Source organism: Aeromonas sobria (assembly GCF_000820145.1).
Lineage (GTDB): Bacteria > Pseudomonadota > Gammaproteobacteria > Enterobacterales > Aeromonadaceae > Aeromonas > Aeromonas sobria.
Window position 1 is genome coordinate 1 of sequence record NZ_CDBW01000035.1, and the last position, 23,720, is coordinate 23,720.

The 23,720-nt window shown below is 58.5% G+C and carries 17 protein-coding genes, 1 rRNA gene and 1 riboswitch; of the genes, 8 read left to right on the forward strand and 10 right to left on the reverse strand.

What is annotated here, in order from left to right; genetic code table 11:
* Positions 1–105: 105 nt before the first annotated feature.
* Positions 106–220: ribosomal RNA gene (rrf, locus tag BN1135_RS15620) — 5S ribosomal RNA — on the forward strand.
* A gap of 290 nt (positions 221–510) precedes the next feature.
* Here the strand turns inward: rrf and BN1135_RS15625 are convergent.
* From BN1135_RS15625 to BN1135_RS15640, 4 genes are all read right to left on the reverse strand, one after another.
* Complete coding sequence (locus BN1135_RS15625) at positions 511–1,989, reverse strand: carboxypeptidase M32 (protein WP_042022728.1); 1,479 nt, start codon at positions 1,987–1,989, stop codon at positions 511–513.
* Positions 1,990–2,127: 138 nt separating this feature from the next.
* Positions 2,128–2,709, reverse strand: a complete 582-nt coding sequence (smrA, locus tag BN1135_RS15630; protein WP_042022730.1) for a DNA endonuclease SmrA — start codon at positions 2,707–2,709, stop codon at positions 2,128–2,130.
* Between the two features lie 187 nt (positions 2,710–2,896).
* Positions 2,897–3,076 (reverse strand): DUF3149 domain-containing protein, encoded by a 180-nt coding sequence (locus tag BN1135_RS15635; RefSeq protein WP_005338733.1) that lies wholly within the window; start codon positions 3,074–3,076, stop codon positions 2,897–2,899.
* 136 nt (positions 3,077–3,212) lie between these two features.
* Entirely contained in the window at positions 3,213–4,100 is an 888-nt protein-coding gene (locus BN1135_RS15640) for a TraB/GumN family protein (RefSeq protein ID WP_042022733.1), read from the reverse strand.
* A gap of 88 nt (positions 4,101–4,188) precedes the next feature.
* Between BN1135_RS15640 and BN1135_RS15645 the strand changes: the two genes are divergently transcribed.
* The gene (locus BN1135_RS15645; RefSeq protein ID WP_042022736.1) at positions 4,189–4,521 is read left to right on the forward strand and encodes a DUF1904 family protein; all 333 of its coding nucleotides are present in this window, start codon (positions 4,189–4,191) and stop codon (positions 4,519–4,521) included.
* An 82-nt stretch (positions 4,522–4,603) separates the two neighbouring features.
* Here the strand turns inward: BN1135_RS15645 and BN1135_RS15650 are convergent, their stop codons facing one another.
* The 3 genes from BN1135_RS15650 to BN1135_RS15660 all read right to left on the reverse strand — a co-directional run bounded on the left by BN1135_RS15650 (position 4,604) and on the right by BN1135_RS15660 (position 9,988).
* Entirely contained in the window at positions 4,604–5,431 is an 828-nt protein-coding gene (locus BN1135_RS15650; protein ID WP_042022738.1) for an SDR family oxidoreductase, read from the reverse strand.
* A 127-nt stretch (positions 5,432–5,558) separates the two neighbouring features.
* Entirely contained in the window at positions 5,559–7,007 is a 1,449-nt protein-coding gene (locus tag BN1135_RS15655; protein WP_042022740.1) for an OprD family outer membrane porin, read from the reverse strand.
* 794 nt (positions 7,008–7,801) lie between these two features.
* Positions 7,802–9,988: an ExeM/NucH family extracellular endonuclease gene (locus BN1135_RS15660; RefSeq protein WP_042022743.1), complete on the reverse strand. Its 2,187-nt coding sequence runs from the start codon at positions 9,986–9,988 to the stop codon at positions 7,802–7,804.
* Between the two features lie 296 nt (positions 9,989–10,284).
* Positions 10,285–10,367: riboswitch (cyclic di-GMP riboswitch) on the forward strand.
* A 148-nt stretch (positions 10,368–10,515) separates the two neighbouring features.
* Between BN1135_RS15660 and BN1135_RS15665 the strand changes: the two genes are divergently transcribed.
* On the forward strand, positions 10,516–13,512 hold the full coding sequence (locus tag BN1135_RS15665) for a glycosyl hydrolase family 18 protein (protein ID WP_139245213.1): 2,997 nt from the start codon (positions 10,516–10,518) through the stop codon (positions 13,510–13,512).
* Positions 13,513–13,650: 138 nt separating this feature from the next.
* Positions 13,651–14,595 (forward strand): chemotaxis protein CheV, encoded by a 945-nt coding sequence (locus BN1135_RS15670; protein ID WP_042022746.1) that lies wholly within the window; start codon positions 13,651–13,653, stop codon positions 14,593–14,595.
* A 205-nt stretch (positions 14,596–14,800) separates the two neighbouring features.
* Here the strand turns inward: BN1135_RS15670 and BN1135_RS15675 are convergent, their stop codons facing one another.
* Positions 14,801–15,412, reverse strand: coding sequence for an arylesterase (locus tag BN1135_RS15675; protein WP_042022748.1), 612 nt, complete (start codon positions 15,410–15,412; stop codon positions 14,801–14,803).
* A gap of 56 nt (positions 15,413–15,468) precedes the next feature.
* Here BN1135_RS15675 and BN1135_RS15680 point away from each other — a divergent pair, with 56 nt between their 5' ends.
* Both BN1135_RS15680 and BN1135_RS15685 read left to right on the forward strand, forming a co-directional pair.
* The gene (locus tag BN1135_RS15680) at positions 15,469–16,164 is read left to right on the forward strand and encodes an ABC transporter ATP-binding protein (RefSeq protein ID WP_042022750.1); all 696 of its coding nucleotides are present in this window, start codon (positions 15,469–15,471) and stop codon (positions 16,162–16,164) included.
* Positions 16,165–16,200: 36 nt separating this feature from the next.
* On the forward strand, positions 16,201–18,648 hold the full coding sequence (locus tag BN1135_RS15685) for an ABC transporter permease (RefSeq protein WP_042022753.1): 2,448 nt from the start codon (positions 16,201–16,203) through the stop codon (positions 18,646–18,648).
* Between the two features lie 125 nt (positions 18,649–18,773).
* Here the strand turns inward: BN1135_RS15685 and BN1135_RS15690 are convergent, their stop codons facing one another.
* Positions 18,774–19,679 (reverse strand): TIGR01777 family oxidoreductase, encoded by a 906-nt coding sequence (locus tag BN1135_RS15690; protein ID WP_042022756.1) that lies wholly within the window; start codon positions 19,677–19,679, stop codon positions 18,774–18,776.
* A 255-nt stretch (positions 19,680–19,934) separates the two neighbouring features.
* Between BN1135_RS15690 and BN1135_RS15695 the strand changes: the two genes are divergently transcribed.
* Positions 19,935–21,464, forward strand: coding sequence for an EAL domain-containing protein (locus BN1135_RS15695; protein ID WP_042022757.1), 1,530 nt, complete (start codon positions 19,935–19,937; stop codon positions 21,462–21,464).
* A 72-nt stretch (positions 21,465–21,536) separates the two neighbouring features.
* On the opposite strand, the gene BN1135_RS15700 is transcribed toward BN1135_RS15695, so the two are convergent.
* Entirely contained in the window at positions 21,537–22,718 is a 1,182-nt protein-coding gene (locus tag BN1135_RS15700) for an aminotransferase-like domain-containing protein (protein ID WP_042022760.1), read from the reverse strand.
* A gap of 288 nt (positions 22,719–23,006) precedes the next feature.
* Between BN1135_RS15700 and trmB the strand changes: the two genes are divergently transcribed.
* Positions 23,007–23,720: a tRNA (guanosine(46)-N7)-methyltransferase TrmB gene (gene trmB, locus BN1135_RS15705; protein ID WP_042022762.1), complete on the forward strand. Its 714-nt coding sequence runs from the start codon at positions 23,007–23,009 to the stop codon at positions 23,718–23,720.

Consider the following 23,720-nt stretch of genomic DNA (forward strand, 5'->3'; position numbering starts at 1 on the left):
TGAGACTTGTAACAGATACCAAGTGAACTACTAACTAATTCAGTGATAGTGATGAAGCCATGAGCAACATCGTTATTCACGTCAGCTTTCTAGATTAAGAATTTGCCTGGCGGCCATAGCGCCGTGGAACCACCTGATCCCATGCCGAACTCAGAAGTGAAACGCGGTAGCGCCGATGGTAGTGTGGCATTCGCCATGCGAGAGTAGGACACTGCCAGGCACCCAATACAAGAAACCCCGCTCGATGAGCGGGGTTTTTTATTGCCTGCAATTCAGCAAGTCGCTTGATAATTGACCGTTATCGAGCGGTAATTGCAGCTTTGGCAACGTGCAGGAATGGAACCGCTGTGGCAACGGTGGGCTTCGTTTATGGATAATGCTGACATATCAGCGTTCTGTTGGTGTTGACCTTGTACTAAGGGTTGGCAGCGCAACAAACCGCAATAAAAACGGGGCCCTGTAGTGGTCAACTAAAAATGGCCCCGTTCTGCTGTTAGCTTGCAGCTCTCATCACTTCAGGTAGCGCTGTTCCAGATGCTGGCGCAGCCAGTGCGGGTTGAGCGCTTCACCGGTGGCGCGGCGCACCAGCTCGTCGGTGCTGTGCAGGCGCCCCTGTGACCAGATGTTGCGTCCGAGCCAGCCGAAGATCTCCGGCAGACGGCCCGCCGCGATCACCTCACCCATGCTGCCCAGCTCTTTTTCGAGCGCAAAGCGCAGCTGGGCGGCATACATGGCGCCCAGGGTGTAACTCGGAAAGTAGCCGAACGAGCCGTCGGTCCAGTGAATATCCTGCATGCAGCCATTGCGGTAATTGCCCTTGGTGGAGAGCCCCAGCCACTGCTGCATCTTGGCATCCCACAGCTCGGGGATGTCGGCCACCTCGATCTTCCCTTCCACCAGATCGCGCTCCAGCTCGTAGCGCAGGATGACGTGGGCCGGATAGGTCACCTCGTCCGCATCGACCCGGATAAAGCCCGGCTCGACCCGGCTATAGAGCTTGGCCAGATTGTCCGGCGCAAACGCCGCCTGCCCGCCGAAGTGGTGACGAATACGTGGCGCCAGCAGCTCGAGGAAGGCCGGATGATGGCCCAGCTGCATCTCGCAAAACAGGCTCTGGCTCTCGTGGATCGCCATGGAGCGCGCCTCGGCCACCGGCTGACCCAGCAGATGGCGCGGCAGCCCCTGCTCGTAACGGGCGTGGCCGGTCTCGTGCACTATGCCCATCAGGCTGGAGACAAACTCCTGCTCGTTGTAGCGGGTGGTGATCCGCACATCGGTCGGCACGCCGCCACAGAAGGGGTGGCTGCTCACATCGAGGCGACCGTGGGCGAAATCAAAGCCGAGTAGTCCCATTACCTCCTGACCGAGCGCCTGTTGGGTCGGGATGGGGAAGGGGCCTTGCGGCAGCAGCAGGGCATCGCCCTTTTGCTGTTCGCTCACCGTCTGAATAAGGTTCGGCAGCCAGCTGGCGAGATCGCCGAAGATCTGATCGAGCCGTGCGCTGGTCATGCCCGGCTCATAGAGCGCCAGCATGGCATCGTAGGGGCGCACGCCAAGCGCATCGGCCCGCAGCTGCGCCACGTCACGGGAGAGTTTCACCACCTCCTCGAGATTTGGGGCAAAACCGGCCCAGTCGTTTTGCTTGCGCTGTCTGCGCCAGGCGTGTTCGCACTTGCTGCCAGCCAGCGACAGCGCTTCGACCAGTTCACCGGGCAGCAGGCTGGCATCTTGCCACTGGCGCTTGATCTCGCCGAGGTTGGCGCGTTGCACTTCATCGAGCGGCTCGCTCTCGGCCTTGGCAATCCAGTCGCCGAGCTCGGGAGCGGTGCGCTTCTGGTGGATCAGCAGACCGAGTTCGGCCATCGCTTCGGCGCGAGCATTGTTGCCCCCTTCCGGCATCATGGCCGCCTGATCCCAGCCGCAGATGGCGGCGAGGTGGCTAAAGCGGTGGATCTGTTGCTGATGTTGTTCAAGCTTTTGATATGACATGGGATTGTCCTTGTTATCGTCCCTGATGGTATGCCGCCCCGTACCTGGCATGATCGGGGCCGTTCGATGCTAACACCGCCGTCGCCTAGTTGACCACCTTCACGCAGGCGGGCCAAAGGCGTGGTAGCGAGCGGCGGATTAGCCGAGCCGCTTCTGGTGCCGTTCGCGGTTTTCCGCTTTTTTACGTTCGCTTTTGCGCAGCAGCACGTAGAGGGCGCCGTTGCCGCCGTGGCGACGCTCGGCGCTGTGGATCGCCATGACGGCGGGCAGTTGCGGCAACCAGGCGCTGACATAGCTTTTCAGCAGGGCTCGCGGGGTGCTGCGCTCCCCCTTGCCGTGCAGGATCAGCAGGCAGCGGATATCTCGGACCTCACAATCCGCAATGAACTGCACCAGCGTCTGGCGTGCTTCATTGAGGGTTTTCTGGTGCAAGTCCAGGCTGGCCTGCAGCTCGTATTTGCCGAGCCGCAGCTTCTTGTAGACCCCCTCCTGCACCCCATCGCGTTTGAAGCCGACGATTTCGTGCGGATCGCGCATCTCGATGGCCTCCATGGTGAGGTGGTCTAGGGCGAGTTGCTCGGCGGTGGCAGCCTGACGGCGAGCGAGTTGCGCCTCGGTCGGGGCGGATTTGGCCGCATGGGGATGGATGTTGTCGCTGCGAATGGGCCGCACGTCGGCCACTTCATTCATGAATAGCGAGAGTTCGTCGTTATGAGACACGGCAGGCTCCCCATAAGAAAAAGTGGGGGCCATTATAACGGCCGCAACCGGCACAGAAAACGGGGAAAGGGGGAGGGGATAAGGGGCACCCAGCATGGACACTGGTGCAGCTTGGCCCGGGAATCACAGTCGCGAACCATAAAACAACAGAGGCGGTCAGTGTGAGCTGCCGCCTGTGGTCAGAGGATTATTTTCCCTCTTTTGGCTGTTGAGAATGGGGTTGCTGTGAATGAGGCGGTTGCGAGTGCATCACCTTGTAGATGAAGTAGGCCGCGTAAGAGCTGATGAGCAAGAAGGTGCCGATAATCACCAGCATCGACATCAATCCCACGCTGTTGCCAAACATCAGGTCCAGCCAAAAGTCCATTTTATTGCTCCTGTCACCCGGTTGATGACAGGCATGATAAATACCTCTTTGCCCCGTCCGGGATGATCCCGATCAACTCCCTTGCAGGTTGTTTAATAACCAGTGCGATCTGTGATCGTTCTCACTGGACTCCTTGCTACCGAGCCTGCACAGGGCCCGGTGTGGTGAGCGGGGTAATGCGCCACCCTTGCTGCGCCAGCAACGCCAGCAACCCCTGTTCGCCGTAAAGGTGCAGGGCGCCTACCACGATAAAGCTCTCGTTGGGCAGGGTGGACCATTTTTTCAGCCAGTTATGGTTGCGCTCGGCCAGCAGGGTCTGCTCCATCCAGCTTTGTAGCGCGGGGGGAGCCATCTCCTCCTTGAGCAGATTGATCAGCGTCGCCTCATCCCCCTGCTGCCACGCTTTCATTACGGCGGCGAAACCACTCTCCAGCATCGGTAGCTCATCCAGGGTGCTGGCGAGCATCAGGGTCTGGTTGTCACCCACGCTGGCCAGATAACCGAGCTGCTCCAGCAGGGTTTCAAAACCCACTACCGGTTTGCCCTCTTTGGCGGCCAGGGTGGCAAAGTGCTGGTCTATCCCGAGCTCACTGTTGAAGTCGGAGCGGGCCATGGCGGCCTGGGTCAGGGTAATGGCGGCAAACCAGGGGCGCAGGGTGGCGAGGGTCGCCTCGTCTATGCCATAGCGGGCGCCCGCCATCAGGGTGCGTTGATAGAGCTCGGCAGGCAGATGATCCTTGAGCGGTTTGCCATCCACCAGTCGGGTGAGGGAGCCAGTCTGTTGCCACTGATCCGGCGTGATGCTGTTCATGTCCACCTCCATCACCAGTGCGCGACTCTGCAGCCAGGCACGCTCGACCGGCTCGGGCAGAGGATAGAGGGCTGGCTTGCCCGCATGGATGGAGCCCAGCAGCCAGTGTTGCTGGTTGCCCTTGCTCACCCGATAGAAGGCGGGATCGGCAAAGGCGTGCAGCGGTAGCAGCAGGCAGAGCAGGAAGGCAAAGAGGGTGCGATGAAATCTCATGGGGATCCTTAATATGCGCCGGGTGACTTCTCTTGCTGACAATAACTCCTATGATAAGTCCTCATTTCAGATAACCAAGAGGTTTGCCATGCCCCATCTTCGTTTTCGCGCCGTTCCCCTCGATACCCTGCAACAGCTGAGCGGCCCGCTGCTGGTCGATCTTTGTGAGCTGACCGGCGGCAAGCCGGAATTTGTCACTATGGAGCGGGTGGAGAGCTGCTGGATCCGCAACGGCGAGCCAGAGGCGGGTTTTCCGTTTGTCGAGCTGCACTGGTTTGCGCGGCCGCAGGAGATGCAGGATGCTGCCGCGCGCCTTATCACGCGCCATCTGAAACAGCTGCTGGGGGATCAGACCTATGTGGTGGTGCAGGTGATCCCCATGGTCAAGAGCGCCTACTACAGCAATGGCGAGCACTATTGAATAGAGGGTAAAACCAGGTTGGTAATGCCGCTATACAGCTAACCCAATCCGGGCGGCAGGATGCTTATCGCCAATCACGGGATCAGGCCGATTTGGCCAGTAGTTTGTCGAGCCAGCGAGTGGGCAGGATCCGTTTTAGCAGTGCAAAAATCCTGGTCGGGGTGGTCACCGGATAGCGAGCCTTTGGATTGGCGTGGCTCAGTGCATGGAGCAGCGGCGGGATGCAGGCTTCGCTGGGGAGGGTAAAGCCGCTGGTGGCCCCCTCTTTTTCCAGCCGCGTCAGGGTCTGGCGGTAGGCCGACTGATGACGGCTCTGGGCCGGATCGATGTGGCGCAAGAAGGCGCTGCGGGCATTGGCACGAAAACGGGTATCGATGGGGCCCGGTTCAATCAGGCTGATATGTACCCCGCTGCCCGCTAGTTCGAGGCGCAGGGTGTCGCTGTATCCTTCCAGTGCAAACTTGCTGGCGTTGTAGGCGCCACGATACTTCATGGCAACCAGCCCCAGTACCGAGCTGTTCTGCACTATCCGGCCCTCTTTGGCCTCCAGCATCGGCGGCAACACCTGGCGGATCAGATGGTGCCAGCCAAACAGATTGGTATTGAACTGCTCCTTGAGCGCCTCGGTGGGCAGATCTTCCAGCGCCCCGGGCTGGCCATAAGCGCCGTTGTTGAACAGGCCATAGAGGCACCCACCCGCCAGATGGAGCGCCGCACTGGCGCCCAGCTCGATGGAAGCGGGATCCGCCAGATCCAGCTGTACTGCCAGCAATCCCTGTTGCTGCAAGCGAGCCACATCTTCCGCCTTGCGCGCCGAAGCGATCACGGTAAAACCGTGCTGGCCCAGCGCCTGTGCGGCGGCGAGGCCAATACCGCTGGAACAACCGGTGATCAGAACAAAACGGGGCATGATGGCGTCCTTGTAACTGCTGGCAGGTGAGTGGATAAAGCCCTTATCCGGCTCGCATGTTAGCCTGCCAACCGGAAAAAAGAAAACCGGGCCAAGTGGCCCGGTTTGCTGACATCGTATTGCCTGATTACATGAAGGTAAGCGGCATGATGATGTGGAACTTGACGTCGTGCTCGGAGGCGAAGATGTTGGGGTAATCGGTCCAACCGCCGCCCTGGCTAATGTCGTTGTTGTAGTCGGTGTAGTGCAGTTTGAACAGGGTGCCTTTCAGCTTGCCATCTTGCACGGTATAAGTGACATCGAAGTTAGCTGCCCATTCGGTATCTTCACCGTTGGCCGCTTTCTTGCCCTGACCTGTTTCGATATCCCAGCCGTAAGCACCGGAAACACCGACAGACCAGCCAGGAGCACCAACCAGGTCATCCAGCGCACGGGTCACACCGAAGAACAGCGCTTTTTCGTTGTTGGCGTTCCAGTCGGAGCGGGAATCCCACCAAATTTCGTTGGCGCCCTGAGAGTTGGCGTAGCCACGGGTCAGACGGGGCAGGTAGTTGCCTTCTGCACCTTCAGCTTTGGTCCACAGGCCTTCCATACGGAAGCCATAAGGGCCCATGCCCCAAGCTGCAGTCAGCGCTTGCTGCCATGCCAGACCGTCATAAGTTTCGATCTGGGAAGTGCCCTTGGTGTAGGTCTCGGTTTCAGAGCCGTAGAACTGGTAGCTGGTAGAGAGGCCGCCCATTACGTCAAACTTGTGAGCCAGTTTGAAGTGGTAGCTGTCCATGTAGCCTTCGGACTGACCGAAGGAGCCGGTCACAGCAGTGCCATTCTCGAAAGTGTAACGAGCTGCGATACCGTGGATGTAGTCGATGATGTTTTCATCAGCAAACGGATCCATCCAGGCTTTGGCACGGGAGAATACCTGAGTCTCTTTGTACCAAGGCGCCTTGTACTCGTCCGCGATGGCGTAGGTCAGGTAGAGACCGCCGAAGTTGCCTTCGACTTGACCACCACGATAGGTACCCGGCTGATAGGACCAGTTAACACCGATTTGGCCAGGGACATACAGCTGGGTATAACCACCCTTGGCAGTAATGCCGCCGTCTAGGAATTTCAGCTTCATCGCTGCGTTGGAGAGGCTGAAGCCACCTTCAGGGGAGCCATCTTTGGCGTTGTTGCCCCAGTTGCGGCCAGCGAAGGAGAATTCGTTCTCTTGGTTTACCGCGTGATTTTCGGTAACAGCCAGGTCATAGGCACCGAAGCCGCCCAGATCCAGACCTACGGTGTCCCAGGCATAACCGGAGTTGAAGTTAAGAGCAGCTTGAACGGTGGCATGGCTCAGGTTGGACTGGTACTTGCCTTCTTTCTTGGCGGCAGTAGGGTCACCGTCAATACGCTGACGGTCACGCTGGAAGTAGAACAGGCCACCACTCAGCTTGGCATCATCGGCAAAGGCCTCATAGGATTTGCCATAGTTCGGGCTCATCATATCCTGAGCTGCCAATGCCATGCCGGGGGCGACCAGCGCGGCTACCACAGCGGCACTTAAAGCGGCGCGCTTGAAGATCACTTTTTCCATTTTTATTGCTCCTGATTTTATGGACTTAGCTTTTTGTCCCGGCAGTTGGCATCAGGCCTACCGCTCGGTATTGGCATTGCAATCAAAACCCCGAAGGGTAAAAAATTCTTGGTATGTCGTCTGCGCTAGCGATGTCTTGGCACATCTGCTGAGGGCAGTTCTGTTCATCACGCTAATTATTTTTGAGGTTCCGATTCTTGGCTATCGGACAAGCCAAGAGTACGTTCGCGGTGCGAAATATCAATGAAAAGTTCCCGTCATGTTTCAAAAGTATGACCGAGTGCAAATATTCATAGCTGCACCTGCAATCCGTTGCATCCCCCGTATCGCGGCAATGAAAGCGTTTTCTTGTGGCTGTAACCGGCATTCACGCTGGGTTTTATCAATCAAGGTCCGAGCAGCGCACTTAACCTTGTTGTAACAGATAAATTTTCGTTACAAAAAAACTATTTGCCAGATGTTTACCAGCTGTCACGGGAGGGACGCGAGATGTGGAGCCTGCTGATCGAGGCGGTGAAAATGAGTTATGACACAGATTGTCGAGGGGCTAGGTGAGAGTCGCGCCAAACGGAGCCTATGTGCTTCTGCTGGTGATGTCATTGGGGGGCTTTACTGAGCGGGTTAACCGACCCATGGTGAAAAAAACCAGCACCACCTTGGCAAGGCTTCATTTTGCAGAGTAGCCCTATCAAGATCCCCATATAAAGACCGCCGGTATGCATCAACCAAATCAGCTGCACGAAAAAGCCCACGATACTCGTGGGCTTTGGTCACGCGCTCGGCGGGCAGAATAATTAACGGCGCTGACGTCGCCAAGCCAGCGGCAGCAGGGCCAGCAGGCCGAGTCCCAGCGCACCACCGCCTGAGGAGGAGTCCGGTTTGCTGGCATCGCTCTCCAATTTCAAGTCGACGATGATGGGATCATGGTCGGAGGCGCTGAAGGGGTTGTCAGACTTGAGCAGTGTGCCGGTGTACTGGCTGCCGTACTCGAACAGGGAGCTTTCGAACGAGTTGATGTGCCAGTCGGCCACACCTGCCACCTTGCTGGCCAGCGCCGGGTTGGCGAGAGCATAGTCCAGGGTGCCCAGTTCCCCGTCGTAGCTGTAGGAGATGGCCTTCTCCTTGTTGAATTTGACGTTCAGGTCGATCAGGCCGTAGCTCTTGGTCACCTCGCGACCGAGCTGTTCATAGGCCTGGTCACCGATAAAGGTGTGGGAGGCCGATACGACCTTGCGTTCGCTGGTGGCCGGGTTGTAGTCGGTCAGCACCCGGATCGGATCTTCCTTGGCGTAGGAGTTGAAGTCGCCAACCAGCAGCACTTGGCCCGGCAGTTTGCTGACCGCTTCACCCAGCACCTTGGCGGCGGAGACCCGGAACTCGGTGCACTTGCCCTGCAGGTCGGCCGGTTCTGTCTTGCCATCGCCATTTTCGTAACAGCCCGACCCCTTGGATTTGAGGTGGTTGACCACCAGCGTCAGCGGCTCCTTGCTCTTGGCGACGGTGAAAGTCTGAACCAGCGAGTCGCGCTGACCGGCTGTCTTGGCCACACCGCCAGTGGTGTAGCGCTGCTCCGGCAGCTTGATGACGCTGGCATCCCCGCTGGGGGTGAGCAGGGCTGGGCGGTAGATCATCGCTACCATGATGGCGTCGCCGCCGAAGAACTTGCCATCGGTGAGGGCACTCACCGGCAGACGAACATAGGCGTAGTGTTTGCTTGCATCCTTCTGCTGTTCGTTGAAGCGGGTCACCAGATTGTGGAGGGCTGAGTTATCCTCGAAGCCGTTATTTTCCATCTCCATCAGGCCGAGCAGATCGGCATCCATTGCGGTGATGGCATTGACGATCTTGGTGCGCTGCTTCTCGAACTCAGGCTGGCTCTTGGCACCCCGGTTGCAACCTTTGGTGTTGTTGGCATCTGCCTGATCCTTGCACAGGATATTGAGGGCGCCACCGATGCTGGAGTGACTGGTGAAGTAGTTGAGCACGTTGAAGCTGCCGATCCGCAGATCACTGCCAGAGAGACGCGCAGGTGCATTTTGACGCTCCTCTTCAGGGCTGCGCAGCAGGGCCCCGGCAGTCAGGGTGACATCGCCCGGCACCACCAGACGGTAGGCATCTTTGTTATATACAATTACCCCCTCCAGTCCATTTAGCTGATCGCCAATGCGCAGGTAGCCCTGATCGGCATCCCAGCTCGGGAACCACGGCAGCACCCCATCCGGCGCTTTGTTATCGGATTCCACTACCAGACGGTTGCTGCCATTTTTGGTAGCCAGTGCGACGGCGTCCGCACTGTTGGCGACATGGAGCTGGGTCGGTTTGATCAGCGGGGTTTTGTGGGCCAGCTCTACGTTGTTGCGATAGACCTTGTAGTCGAAGCCGTAGTTGCGGGTCAGGTGCAGGTCACTGCTGCTGTCGAGACGTACCCGCATCCCTTCGTAACGGCTCATTGCCTGTGTCAGGGTCTCCCCTTCATTGACCTGCAGTACGCTGGTCGGCACATTCAGCCCCTGGGTGGTGACTTGCACACGGGCTTTGCCGGATTCGACGTTGGGCTTGAGCTGGGTGCCACCGTAATACTCCTCGACCTTGGCTTCGAGGCAGAGTTCAGCCCCCGGCTTGATGTCTGCATATTTGGTCGCGAAGTCCTTATCGTTCAGGTAGACGAAGATGCCGTCAGAGGTCGCCGGATTGCCATCGCCTGCCGGGTCGGTCAGATAGAAACCCTTGGTCAAGGTTTGGCCCAGCGCAGTCACTATGCCGTGAACGTTGAAGGAGCCCAGGCTGACTTTGCCGGTCACATTGCCGTTCTTGTCGGTCACGGTCTGGGTGGCCAGCGCGCTGCCAGCACCTGTGCCCTGAATGGTCGGGATGGGGGTGAGTTGAGCCGGATCGGACGGGCAGACAAATGCCGCATGGGCGCCTGAGGATGCAAGTGCCAGCCCCACGGCCAGCGACAGCAGGGTACGAGTACCTTTCATAGGTGTTCCTTTTTTATTTTTGCCAGTGATTCCATAGCCTTGGCTCGTTGACCAAGGGCGCGCATTGTCACATTTCTGGCATGTCGTACCAGTGAGCCAACGCACATTACGGGGATGCAAATGAGGGTGATTTTGGTTTTTTTGACTTGGCTAACAGTATGAAATTAATGATAAAAATATTAATTCCTAGCTGGCTGAACATGGAGGGTTAGCTGGAAATTCACATATTTTCTTTCGAGAATTAAGATTGAGACTCTGCTGGTTGATTCCTATACTCGGCATGTTCCTCAAGGAACCCAGGTAAAGGGCAAACCGGTAGTGATGTCGGGGCGCAATGCCTCCGGTCTTGATCATGGATCCAGATAGCGGGGTTTCCCTGGGTGAGGGTGGTTTTTGTGGCAAGTCCATTGCCAGTTGTCTGCGCCCATCATGCAGGTTGCGATTGTTCTTTGCCTTGGTGACCAATGCCAAGACAAAACAAGGAAGATAACAATATGCAACAGCTCTTCAGACCCAGCAGGCTTGCCATGCTGGTTGCCCTTGCGGCTGTGCCAGCCTGGGCTCAGGCCGCTTATCCCGCCTATAAATCCGGTACTGCCTACAAGGCTGGCGATATCGTCAGCAACGTCGGCGCTCTCTACGAGTGCAAAGAATTTCCCTATTCAGGCTGGTGCGGGGCATCTCCCTATCACTATGAACCGGGCGTTGGTGCGGTCTGGGCCGATGCCTGGAGGCTCTATGGCGGCGAGGTGCCACCCCCGGCACTCGACGTAGCTGTCAGCTCACCGGCTGCCGGTGCCAGTTTCAATGAAGGTGCCAGTGTGGCGCTGGCGGTGAGCTTGAGCGGCCCGGTGACTGCGCTGGTCAAGGTGGAATATCTTGTTGACGGCAAGCAGGTCGCTACGGCGAGCGCCTCGCCCTGGAATGCCAGCTGGAGCGCTGCCGGAGTGGGGGCCCATGCTCTGAAAGCTAGGGCACTGGATAAAGATGGCAAAGTGTTGAGCGAAGCGGATTCCAGCTTCAAGGTCACCGCCGTAGTCGCGCCAGAGGCGCCCAAGGCGAGCATCAGCAGTCCGGCAAATGGCGCCAAGGTGACGCTGGGTCGCAGTGTGGCGGTGAATGGCAATGTCACCGATGCCAACAACGACGTGGCCAAAGTCGAGCTGTTTGTCGATGGCAAAAAGGTAGGAGAAGACAATGCCGCTCCCTGGCAGGTGAACTGGACGCCGGATGCCAAAGGCAGTGCCGCTCTCAAGCTGGTTGCCACCGACAAGACCAATCTGAGCGGCGAGTCGGCCGCGGTGACCGTCAATGTCGAGGAGGCTGCGCTGCCGCCCTCCGGTGGCAACCTATCCTGCGATATCCGTCAGATCTACCGTCCGGATGGTTACGAGTGCATGGGGGATGACCACGCCCGCCGGGTCATCGGCTATTTCACCTCCTGGCGCACCGGCAAGAATGGCCTGCCCGCCTATCTGGTGAGCGACATTCCGTGGAACAAGATCACCCATATCAACTATGCCTTCGCGGCGGTGGATGAGCAGAGCCACCAGGTCAAGGTGGACGATGCTGCCACCAAGATGACCTGGGATGGTGTACCGGGTGCCGAGATGGATCCTGAATTCACCTACAAGGGCCACTTCAACCTGCTGTCTAAGTACAAGAAGCAGTATCCGGACGTGAAGACCCTCATTTCGGTAGGGGGCTGGGCCGATACGCGCGGTTTCTACACAGCTACTACCAAGGGCGATTGCTCGGTCAATACCGACGGCATCAATGCCCTCGCCACGTCGGCAGTTAGTTTCATCCGTCAGTACGGTTTTGACGGGGTCGATATCGACTACGAATACCCCACTTCCATGAAGGATGCGGGTAACCCCAACGACTTCCCACTCTCCAACCAGTGCCGCGCCAAGCTGTTTGCCAACTACAAGGTGATGATGCAGACCTTGCGTAACAAGCTGGATGCAGCGGGCAGCGAGGATGGTCGCAAGTACATGTTGACCATCGCCTCCCCGGCGTCGGCCTACTTGCTGCGCGGGATGGAGAACTTCCAGGTCACCCAGTACCTCGATTACGTCAACCTGATGACCTATGACTTCCACGGTGCCTGGAACAACTTTGTCGGCCACAACGCAGCCTTGTTTGACAACAAGGCTGATGGAGAGTTGGCCAACTGGGGTGTCTATACCCAGAAAGAGTTTGGTGGCATCGGTTACCTCAACGCGGCCTGGTCGGCACACTACTTCCGTGGTGCGCTGGCAGCCGGCAAGATCAACGTCGGTGTGCCCTATTACACCCGCGGTTGGCAGGGGGTCAGCGGTGGTACCCACGGTCTGGGTGGCAAGGCGGCCCTGCCGAGCCAGAGCGATTGCCAGCCCGGCACCGGTGGCAGCACCATTCCGTGCGGCAACGGGGCGGTCGGCATCGACAACATCTGGCATGATCTGGACAAGAACGGCAAAGAGATCGGCGGTGGCGCCGTGCCCATGTGGCATGCCAAGAACCTGGAGAACGCGGCCAGCCTCGGCATCACTACACTGCCGAGCTACGGCACCGCCTGGGGTCTTGATCCCAACAACCCCGCCCACGTGATGCAGGGCAAGTATGCCCGCTACTACGATGACAAGGCCCACGCGCCCTGGTTGTGGAACGAAGAGAAGAAAGTGTTCCTATCTACCGAAGATGAAGAGTCAATGGGCCACAAGCTCGACTACATCATCAACCGTGGTCTGGGTGGTGTGATGTTCTGGGAGATGGCTGGCGACTACGCTTTCGATCCTGCCAAGAACGAGTACGGGATGGGGGATACCCTGACCACGCTCGCCTACGACAAGTTCGCCAAGGCGACCAAGTACAACACCAAGCAGAACGATCTGGCAGCTCCGGCGGCCCAGCTCGACATCGCAGTGAGCCTCTCCGGCTTCAAGGAAGGGGACTCCAACTACCCGATCAACCCGACCCTCAAGCTCACCAACAACTCGACCCAGACCATTCCGGGCGGTACCCGTATCGAGTTCCTGGTTCCTACCTCTACCTCCGATACCATTACCGACCAGAGCGGCATGGGGCTGAAAGTGGTTGAGAGCGGTGGCAACCAGAACTCCGACGGCATTGCGGGCGAGAAGGATTTCCACAAGGTAGGGCTGACCCTGCCGACCTGGAAGGCCTGGACACCGGGATCTGATGTGGAAGTGGCGCTGACCTACTATCTGCCAGCTGCCGGTGTGCCGAGCGGTATCCGCATCATCAGCGGCAACCAGACCGCTGGTCTCAAGGCCGAGTTCCCGACTCTGCCCGAGGCGGTGCTGGGTTCCGGTGGTGGCGATAATCCGGGGACCACTTGCAGCAGCCAGAGCATTAATCCTGCATCTTACAAGGCCTATCCGACCTGGCCGCAGGGTGATCATGCCAATGGCGGCGATCGCATTATCCATAACAAGGTGGTGTGGCAGGCCAACTGGTGGACCAGCAGTGAGCCCAAGGCAACCGACGGCAGCTGGAAATCTGTATGTAGTTATTAATCTTGAAATCAATGAGATAAGTGGGGCTTCGGCCTCACTTTTTTTGTCTGGTTGGTCGCTCTGGTTGAAAATGCGCCTGCCTTTCCTGGCGGGCAGCCTCTATAATAGAGTCGATTAATAAACAGATGGACGTTGCATATGGCGAGTATATTGGATTCAGTTGATCAACGAACTCAGCTAGTCGGTGAAAACCGCCTGGAGTTGTTGATGTTCCGTCTCGGCACCCGCCAGATCTTTGCCATCAACGTCTTCAAAGTGCGGGAAGTGGTCAAACTGCCGCACCTTAGCCGAATGCCCGGTTCTCACCACAATATCAGCGGTGTGGCCAACATCCGTGGCACCTCGATCCCGGTGATCAATCTGCGCAGTGCCATCGGTATGCGCCCCATGCCCATCGACACTGAATCCAACCTCATCATCACCGAGTACAACCGTACCATTCAGGGTTTTCTGGTGGGGCAGGTTGCCAACATCGTCAACATGACCTGGAAGGATATTTTGCCGCCACCGCGCTCTGCCGGGCGCGCCAACTACCTCACCGCCATCACGCGTATTCCGGATGACGGCGTCGATCAGATCGTCGAAATCATCGATGTGGAGAAGGTGCTGGCGGAGATCATCACCTATGACATCCGTATCTCGGAAGAGGTGCTGGATCGGGATATCCTGCCCGAGATGCATGGTCGCAAGGTGCTGATCGTCGATGACTCCAGTACAGCCCGTAATCTGGTGCGCGAAACCTTGATGCAACTGGGCCTTGAAATCATTGAATGTCAGGATGGCTTGCAGGCGCTTAACCTGCTTAAAGGCTGGTGTGATGCAGGCAAGAAGGTGACCGACGAGATTTTGCTGATGATCACCGATGCCGAGATGCCGGAGATGGATGGCTACCGCCTGACCCACGAGGTGCGCAGCGATCCGCGCATGTCCGATCTCTTTATCACCCTCAATACCTCCCTGAGTGGCAACTTCAACGAAGCCATGGTCAAGAAGGTGGGCTGCGACCGCTTTATCTCCAAGTTCCAGCCCGACCTGCTGGTGGGGGTTGCGCAGGAGCGGCTGCGTCAGGTGCTGGAAAACTGAGAAGCAGCCTGCCAGGTATGCTCAATCAATAACAAAACATCCCGCTTCGGCGGGATGTTTGTTTATGGGATATTGGCGACGGATTGGCATCACTGATTGGCTGCGCTAGGGCGCAACTGAGGTGTTATTTGCTGGTCAGTCCATGGCAAAACATCCTGTTTTGGCGGGATGTTTGTTTATGGGATATTGGCTCAGAGAGGCGGGTTTATTGGCTGAGTAGCGGTTCCATAAAGCGGGCAACTTTATCGCGGATCTGGGGCTGGGCCGCCGGGGTGGGGTGAATGCCATCGTTCATCATAAGTTCAGGGCGCAGCGCAATATCATCCATGAAGAAGGGCAGCAGCGGCAGATCGTTAGTCTCTGCCAGTTCCGGGAAGATCTGCTCGAACTGGCGCAGGTAGCGGGCACCGTAGTTGCGGGGTAGCTGGATCTGGGTCAACACCACACGGGTCTGCTGCTCCTTGGCGAGCGCGATCATGCTGGCCAGATTCTGGCGAGTAATGGTCGGCGCGAAGCCGCGTAGGCCGTCGTTGCCTCCCAGTTCGATCAGCAGCCAGTCGGGATTGTGCTCCTTCAGCAGGGCGGGCAGGCGGGCCAGGGCCCCTTGGGTCGTTTCACCGCTGATGCTGGCATTGAGCAGGGTATGTTTGCCCCCCTCATCTTGCCATTTCTGGTTGAGCAGGGCGGGCCAGCTCTGCGCAACCTGCATCTGATACCCGGCGCTCAGGCTATCACCCAGCACCAGCAGGGTCTGGGCCTGAACTGACGAGAGCAGGCTGCCAAGGCCAACCAACAAGGCAAACAGAATACGCACCATCAATTCAACTCCCGCTATGGATTGCCATCAAGGGATTGAAACAAAGGACACAACGCATGAGTTCAACCCCCATTATTGTCGTCAAGGGCCTCGGCAAATCGGTTCGCCTCGGCCAGGAAAGTCTCACCATCCTTGAAGGGATCGATCTGCAAGTCAATAGCGGCGAGACGGTGGCACTGGTCGGCGCCTCCGGCTCCGGCAAGTCCACCCTGCTGGGGCTGCTGGCCGGGCTCGATCTGCCGAGTCAGGGGGATATCGAAATCCTCGGCAAATCCCTTGGCGAGCTGGATGAAGAGGGGCGGGCCCGATTGCGCGCCGAGCAGATCGGCTTTGTGTTCCAGTCGTTCCTGCTGCTTCCGACCATGACGGCGCTCGAGAATGTGATGCTACCCGCCGAGCTGCGCGGTGAGCGCCATTGCGAGCCAAGAGCCCGCGAGCTGCTGGCGGCTGTCGGGCTTGGCGAGCGGTTGCACCATCTGCCGCCACGGCTCTCCGGCGGTGAGCAGCAGCGGGTGGCCATCGCCCGCGCCTTTATGACCCGCCCCAGCCTGCTGTTGGCGGACGAGCCGACCGGCAACCTCGATAGCAAGACCGGCGAGAAGGTGATCGAGCTGCTGTTTGAACTCAATCGCAAGCACGGCACCACCCTGGTGGTGGTGACCCATGACCATCAGCTGGCCGAGCGTTGCCAGCGGCAGGTGGTGATGACGGCGGGCAGGCTGGATCGCGAGGTGGTCCATGGTGTGGTGTAACGGGGTTAGCAGCAGGTCAGGCGGGAGATGGAAGGGATGATGCAGTGGCGATTGGGATGGCGACTGCTTCGCCGGGAAGGGTTCAGCGGTGAACTGCGCTGGTTTGTGCTGGCGCTGGCCCTGAGCGTGGCGTGCGTCTTGAGTGTGGCGCTGGTGGCGGATCGGCTCGATGCCGGACTCAAGGCGTCGGGCCGTGATTTTATCGGGGCGGATCGGGTGCTGCGCACCGCTGCCGCCATGCCGGATGGCTGGCTGGCCCGGGCGAAACAGGATGGCTTGGCGCTGCAGACCACCGTCAGCTTCAACAGCATGCTGTTTCACGGCGATGCGCTGCAGCTCGCCTCCATTCGGGCTGTGCCCGACGGTTTTCCCTTCTACGGCAAGCTGGTGCTGGAACCGGCCCGCACCCCGGCCCCCGGCGAGATCTGGCTCTCCGCCCGGGTGATGCAGCTGCTGCAGGCCAAAACGGGGGATGAGCTGGAGGTGGGCAATACGGTGCTCAAGGTGGCAGGTCTGCTTGGCGAGGAGCCGGATCAGGGCTTCAGCCCCTTCCTGCTGGCGCCGCGGGCGCTGATCCACAGTGCCGATATCGAGGCGACCGGCGCCCTGTTGCCGGGCAGCCGCCAGCAGTGGCGCTATCTGTTCAAGGGGCCGCGAGAGTCGCTGGCCCGTTACGAGCAGTGGCTGCTGCCACAGTTGCAGGCCGGACAGAAGTGGATTAAACCCGATGACAATGAATCCCGGGTGGGCCGATCGCTGGCCAATGCCGAACGTTTTTTCCGGCTTGCTTCGCTAAGCGGGGTGTTGCTGGGGGCGCTGGCGATGGGCATTGCAGTGCGCCACTTTGCCGAGCGCCAGACCAATATGGTGGCGCTGCTCAAGACGCTGGGGGCATCCCGTCGCTCGCTCTGGCAACTGATGAGTGTGTTGCTGCTGTCGTTGACGCTGATTGGGGCGTTGCTGGGGCTGGTGGCGGGCACCGCCATGCAGTGGATCACCTTGCAACTACTGGGGGACTTGCTGCCGCCGGATCTGCCACCCCCCTCTTGGCGACCCTTTGCCCTTGGGGTGGCAGTGGCGCTCTTTATCACCCTGCTGCTCGCTTTTGTGCCCTTCTTGCGGCTGCTGAAGGTGCCGCCGCTGCGGGTATTGCGCCGGGAGCTGGAGGCGGGCATTCCTCCATGGCTTGCCTTGCCGGTCGGTTTGCTCGGGCTGTTTGCGCTGGTGTGGGGGTTCACTGCTGATGTGAAACTGGCGCTGGGCCTGGTCGGTGGCATGGGATTGCTGATGGGGCTGTTGGCCCTGCTGGCAGCGCTGATGTTGCGGCTGGGGGCCAGAGTGAAGGGGCCGCACGCTCTTAGGTTGGCGCTGGCCCACCTGTCGCGCGAGCGCAGCAGTGGCCTGTTTCAGTTGGCGGGTTTTGCGCTGGCGCTGATGCTGTTTGGTCTGCTCTGGGCTGCCCGTGTCGATCTGCTGGATGAGTTTTCTGCCCGCCTGCCCGCCGATGCGCCAAACCGCTTTCTGGTCAATGTGGCCGAGAGCGAGCGGGAGGGGATCCTGAGCGAACTGGCAGGAGCTGGCGCCGTTACCTCGGACTTCTATCCCATGGTGCGCGGGCGGCTGACCCATATCGCCGGTGAGGCGGTGGGCGAGGGTGCCCGTAGTGGCCGTGAAGGGGTCGATAGGGAACTCAACTTCACCACCACAGCCACCCTGCCAGCGGATAACGAGCTGGTGGCCGGGAAATGGCTCGCCGGCACCGGCGAGGTGTCGGTGGATAGCGAGTTGGCCAAGCGGCTCGATATCAAGCTCGGGGATATGCTCGCCTTTACCATCGAGGGGCGCAGCTTCGGTGCCAGGGTCACCAGTCTGCGCAGCATCAAGTGGGACAATATGCGTCCCAACTTCTACATGATCTTCTCACCCGATCTGCTGGCCTCTTTCTCCAGCACCTGGTTGGGCAGCTATCGTTTGCCGATTGAAGGGCGCAGCGCCGAGGTGGAGCTTATTCGCCGTCATCCCACGGTGAGCCTGATCGATGTGGATGACCTGATCGCACGCCTGACCCATGTATCGGAGCAGGTGAGCCGGGCGCTGGCCCTGATGTTGGGGCTGGTGACGGTGGCGGCATTGCTGGTGCTACTGACCCAGACCCAGGCCAGCATGGCTCAGCGTCGGCGTGAGCTGTTGCTGATGCGCACTTTGGGTGCCAGCAGCGACCTGCTGAAAAAGATGCTGCGCTGGGAGCTGGTGGCCAGTGGCCTGCTGGCGGGGTTCTGCGCCGCCATGGTGGTGGAGCTCTGCTCCTTTGGCCTGCAGTGGTGGTGGTTCGAGGGACAGTGGCAGTTCCACTGGGCCATCTGGCTTGGCCTGCCAACCTTGGGGGCCTTGCTGGTGACGCTCGCCGGGCAGGGGATGCAGCGTCAGCTGCTGGCTGGCACCCTCAGCGATCGGCTGCGGGGTCTGGGTCAGGGGTTGCTGTAATCCCGATAGCGAGAGCCTATGCTACAAGGCGCAATCGCCATCAACAATAAACAAGCAGCCCGGCCATTGGCCGGGCTGCTTGTTATTCGAGGCGCTGACGAGCGGGCTAAGCGAGCTGGCGTCAGTTAACGGGGTTCGTGCAGCAGATTGGTGAGGGCACTTGGCAGTTCGGGATAGCTGAAGTGAAAACCGGCCTGTTGCAGTCGTGCGGGCATCACCTTCTGGCCGGTCAGCAGCAGATCCGCCGCTTCCCCCATCACCAGTTGCAGCAGGGGGGCGGGCACGAAAAAGAGGTGCGGGCGGTGCAACGTGGTGGCCAGGGTCTGGCTGAACTCCCGGTTGCTGACTGGATGAGGGGCGGTTCCGTTGAAGATGCCGCTGCACTCTTCGTGCTCCAGCAAGAACAGCATGGCGCGCACCAGATCCTGCACATGGATCCAGCTCATCATCTGGCTGCCCGACCCCATGGGGCCGCCGAGCCCGAGTCGATAGGGGGGGAGCATTTTGGGCAGGGCACCCCCATCCATGCCAAGCACCAGCCCGATCCGCACGATACAGACCCGGGTTTGGCTGTTTTGGGCCTCCTGCGCCAGAGTCTCCCACTGCTGGCAGAGCTGGTGGGTGAACTCGTCGTTGGGAGATCGGCACTGCTCGTCGAGGGTTTCGGTGCCCTGCCTGCCATACCAGCCGATGGCGGAGGCATTAATCAGCACCTTGGGCGGTGTACTGGAGAGTTTGATGAGATCCACCAGCTGCTCGGTCAGCAGCCAGCGGCTATCGCAGAGCAGCTGTTTGCGCGACTCGCTCCAGCGTCCGGCGGCGATGGGCTCACCCGCCAGATTGATCACTGCATCCACGTCATTGAGGTCATCGAGCCGGTCCAGGCTATCGATCACCTTAATGTCATGGCCGAGCAGGATATAAGCGCGGCTGCTTTGCCGACTCAGTACCACCACCTCGTGATTGACCTTGAGATGAGCCACTAGTTTGCGGCCGATAAAGCCGGTTCCTCCGGTAATCAGAATTTTCATCGTGGTTCACTCCTGCTGCGGTCTTGCTCTACTCTAATGGCACCTATCTAGATCAACAAGCAAGATGCTTGGCGAACATATAGTTACTTAAATGTGTGTTAACCATATCGCTTCCTTGCGATGTATTGTTGAACAAAGTGATGAGTTGATTGATTTTTGTTGGGTGGACATTTGTTGTTCGCTCGCTATCATGACGGCCCTTCGCGCTGTCCATCGGGGCTGTCACCACTTAATCCGTGTATCAAAGAGGCATCCATGCCATTTCGTCGTTTGAAACTTCGCCAGCTCTACAAAAGGATTGTGGTGGCACTGCTGGTTGGCGTCACGCTCCTGCTGCTGGGGGGCGTAGCTGTGATCTGGCAGACCGTTTCGGAGATAAGGCAGGATGCCGAGTCACGTTTGCAGCGTGCCCAGCTGATGTTTGATCGCACCCTGGGTTATGCCCAGCAAGCCGCCACTAATGTGGAGGGCGTGATTGGAGCTCCCTGTTCGGAGGCTGCATTGCTGCTGCGCGAGCAGGTGATCATGGTGCCCGATGTTCGTTCCGCCAATCTGGCTATTGGTCGCCGGATCTACTGTACGTCTCTGTATGGCGCCTATGATGGGCCCTTCGGTCCGGACGACTATGTAGACGGCAAGCTACAACTGCTCAGTGGTAATGCGACGACTCCGGATAGACCGCTGATCGTACTACGTCATGAAACGGACAAGGGGAGTGTGCTGATCGGTGTGGATGGCTACTACCTGCGCAATACCTTGGAGATCTCCAGCAAGAACTCCCCTATGGCCCTGGTAGTGGGGCAGAGGGCACTGTTTGGCTCAGGTCAGGTCGGTGCCGCGCCTTCCTCAACAGAAGAGGGCTATATGGCCCTCGCTTCGGCCGATTTCCCCTACAAGGTAGTCACTCAGGTGACGAGTGATGACTATCTGAGCCACGCCTGGCGCTATTCCAGAGACACACTAATCCTTTGCCCCTTGTTAGCGTTACTGGTTGGATTTGGCTCCTTCTGGCTGATGGGCCGCAGTAACAGCCCTGCGGAAGAGTTGAAGCGGGCGTTGGTACAGCAGGAGTTTATTCCCTACCTGCAACCCGTGGTTGGCGGTGATGATGAGCAGTTGCGCGGCTGCGAGGTGTTGATGCGCTGGCAACACCCCAAACAGGGAATGATCTCGCCGGATCGCTTCATTCCTCTGGCGGAAGATAGCGGACTGATTGTGCCCATGACTAGTCAGTTGATGGCGCAGGTACGGGATTATTTCTCCCCCCATGCCAGCAAACTGCCGACGAAATTTCATTTTTGTTTCAATATTTCTGCTAGCCACTGTAAGGATCTCAGCCTGGTGGCCGATTGCCGGGCATTTCTCGATGCGTTTAAGGATAACCCCGTCGATTTGGGGCTAGAGCTGACCGAACGGGAGCTGATTGTGGCGGATGAGGTAACCGATCAATTGTTTGCCGAATTGCACCAGTTGGGAGTGTTGGTTGCCATCGATGACTTTGGTACCGGCCACTCCAGTCTCACCTATCTGCAACAGTTTCAGGTCGATGCGCTCAAGATCGATCAGAGTTTTGTCGGCATGATAGGGACTGATGCGCTCTCCAGCCATATTGTCGAGAATGTGATTGATCTGGCGATCCGGCTGGAATTACTGCTGGTGGCGGAGGGGGTTGAAACTCAGGCTCAGGCGGATTATCTGCGGGCGCGCAATGTTGACTATCTGCAAGGGTATTTCTATGGGCGGCCAGTCTCGATGAAGGAGTTCAGCAAGCGCTTGTTTGGCTGAGTGGCTTGGCAGTTGCAATAAAAAACCAGCGAGAGATCGCTGGTTTTTTATTAGTGCAGCGGGGTACTGATATCAGAGCATGCGCTGGAGCGCGCGAACCAGCCGTTTGACCCCCTCTTCGATGGTGGCTTCATCCACACAAGAAAAACTCAGGCGCAGGGTATTTTTGATCTCGGGGCGCACGTAGAAAGGGGCGCCGGGTACGAAAGCCACCTTCTCTTTGATTGCCTCGTCAAACAGCGCCATGGCACTGATGTGATCCGGCAAGGTCAGCCAGAGAAACATGCCCCCTTCCGGCCGGGTGTAGCTGACGCCAGGTGGGCAGTGACGAGCCAGCGCGGCCTCCATGGCGGCACGCTGGCGACCATAGACCTCTTTGATTTTTTCCAGATGAGCATCCAGCGAGTGGTCCATCAGGAAGCGGTGAAGCACCTGCTGACTGAAGGCGTTGCTGTGCAGATCGGTGGCCTGTTTAGCGATGGTGACCTTCTTGCGCAGCCAGTCCGGCACCAGCATCCAGCCAAGACGGAAGGCGGGCACCACGGTTTTCGAGAAGGAGCCGAGCAGCACGGTATTGTTTGGCGCCAGCTTGGCAATCGGGGGCAGATGCTCCCCTTCGAAGCGCAGTTCGCCGTAGGGATCATCTTCCACCATCAACAGCTCGTGGCTGACCAGTCGCTCGGCCAGCGCTTCGCGGTTGGCACGGCTGTAGGAGACGCCGCTTGGGTTCTGGAAATTGGGCACGCCGTAGAGCAGCTTGGCATTGGAGCCACTTGCAAGCAGCGCATCCAGCGCCGCCAGATCCAGACCGGCTTCCCCGAGGGTAATCGGTTTGAAGCTTGGCTGGTAGACAGAGAAGGCCTGAATGGCGCCAAGGTAACCCGGCTCTTCGATGATCAGATCTTGTCCTTCATCGATCAGCACCTTGCCCAGCAGATCCAGCGCCTGCTGGGAGCCGCTAGTGATCAGGATGTTGTCCGGATTGACCTGCATGCCGTGGCGGGTCAGGTAGCGCTCGGCAATATATTGGCGCAGCGGAGCGAAGCCCTCGGTGGCGGCATATTGCAGGGCGGCAGCCCCTTGCTCGCGCAGCACATCCTGACAGGCCTGATCGATCGCCTTGACCGGAAACAGGTGGGGATTGGGTAGGCCACCGGCGAAGGAGATGATCTCCGGATTGGCGGCAACTTTGAGGATTTCACGGATAAAGGAAGGTTCGACCTTCTCGAAGCGCTGGGCAAAAAATGGCTGCATAGACAATTCTCTCGGCATGTGGGCGGTCGCTCCATTCGACCGCCAGGTTATCCGTTTGTATCAGATTTCAGAAATGAGGCAATGATTGTCACAAAAATCGCCAGAAAAGGGCTGGATTGACACTGGTTCGGATTATATTGAGCGGTTAACTGGGGTATCGAGCCTGTTAAGGGGCCGGTTGGTGGTGCAATGGAATATTTGTTGTGTGAAACACTTGCGCCTTGTGCCTATCTTGGGATAATTCGCTCCCCTGTTTTCGCTGATTGACGAGATAACGAGCAATTCATTATGCCTGTGACCCAAGATGTATTTAACGAAGACGGCACTTTTATGCGCAAAATACGCAGCTTTGTCCGTCGCGAAGGCCGCCTGACCAAAGGGCAGGAGAAGGCACTGGAAGATCTCTGGCCGGTCATGGGTATCGATTTTGCGCCAGCGCCCCTTGATCTGGTTGCCCTGTTTGGCCGTGAGGCCCCGGTGGTACTGGAGATCGGTTTTGGCATGGGTGCTTCTCTGGTTGAGATGGCCAAGAATGCCCCCGAGAAGAACTTCATCGGTATCGAAGTGCACTCCCCGGGCGTAGGTGCCTGTTTGGGTACTGCACAGGAAGCGGGCGTCACCAATCTCAAGGTCATTTGTCATGACGCGGTCGAGGTGCTGGAGCACATGATCCCCAATGGTTCACTCGCCTGCCTGCAGCTGTTCTTCCCGGATCCCTGGCACAAGAGTCGCCACCACAAGCGCCGCATCGTACAATCGGCGTTTGCGCAGGATATTCGTCAGAAGCTGGCCATCGGTGGCGTGTTCCACATGGCGACCGACTGGGAAAACTATGCCGAGCACATGCTGGAAGTAATGAGCGCCGCCGAGGGTTACCAGAATACCTCTGCGACCGGCAACTGGGTGCCCCGTCCGGACTGGCGTCCGCTGACCAAATTTGAACAACGTGGCCATCGTTTGGGTCACGGGGTTTGGGATCTGATTTTCAAACGCGTCAGCTAA

Bases quoted from the DNA above. Each gene is read 5' to 3' on its own strand.
- BN1135_RS15625 (WP_042022728.1), bottom strand. From the start codon at position 1,989: ATGTCATATCAAAAGCTTGAACAACATCAGCAACAGATCCACCGCTTT.
- BN1135_RS15675 (WP_042022748.1), bottom strand. From the start codon at position 15,412: ATGGTGCGTATTCTGTTTGCCTTGTTGGTTGGCCTTGGCAGCCTGCTC.
- BN1135_RS15670 (WP_042022746.1), top strand. From the start codon at position 13,651: ATGGCGAGTATATTGGATTCAGTTGATCAACGAACTCAGCTAGTCGGT.
- BN1135_RS15685 (WP_042022753.1), top strand. From the start codon at position 16,201: ATGATGCAGTGGCGATTGGGATGGCGACTGCTTCGCCGGGAAGGGTTC.
- BN1135_RS15645 (WP_042022736.1), top strand. From the start codon at position 4,189: ATGCCCCATCTTCGTTTTCGCGCCGTTCCCCTCGATACCCTGCAACAG.
- BN1135_RS15695 (WP_042022757.1), top strand. From the start codon at position 19,935: ATGCCATTTCGTCGTTTGAAACTTCGCCAGCTCTACAAAAGGATTGTG.
- BN1135_RS15680 (WP_042022750.1), top strand. From the start codon at position 15,469: ATGAGTTCAACCCCCATTATTGTCGTCAAGGGCCTCGGCAAATCGGTT.
- BN1135_RS15700 (WP_042022760.1), bottom strand. From the start codon at position 22,718: ATGCAGCCATTTTTTGCCCAGCGCTTCGAGAAGGTCGAACCTTCCTTT.
- BN1135_RS15665 (WP_139245213.1), top strand. From the start codon at position 10,516: ATGCTGGTTGCCCTTGCGGCTGTGCCAGCCTGGGCTCAGGCCGCTTAT.
- BN1135_RS15690 (WP_042022756.1), bottom strand. From the start codon at position 19,679: ATGAAAATTCTGATTACCGGAGGAACCGGCTTTATCGGCCGCAAACTA.
- BN1135_RS15640 (WP_042022733.1), bottom strand. From the start codon at position 4,100: ATGAGATTTCATCGCACCCTCTTTGCCTTCCTGCTCTGCCTGCTGCTA.
- BN1135_RS15655 (WP_042022740.1), bottom strand. From the start codon at position 7,007: ATGGAAAAAGTGATCTTCAAGCGCGCCGCTTTAAGTGCCGCTGTGGTA.
- BN1135_RS15650 (WP_042022738.1), bottom strand. From the start codon at position 5,431: ATGCCCCGTTTTGTTCTGATCACCGGTTGTTCCAGCGGTATTGGCCTC.
- trmB (WP_042022762.1), top strand. From the start codon at position 23,007: ATGCCTGTGACCCAAGATGTATTTAACGAAGACGGCACTTTTATGCGC.
- BN1135_RS15635 (WP_005338733.1), bottom strand. From the start codon at position 3,076: ATGGACTTTTGGCTGGACCTGATGTTTGGCAACAGCGTGGGATTGATG.
- BN1135_RS15660 (WP_042022743.1), bottom strand. From the start codon at position 9,988: ATGAAAGGTACTCGTACCCTGCTGTCGCTGGCCGTGGGGCTGGCACTT.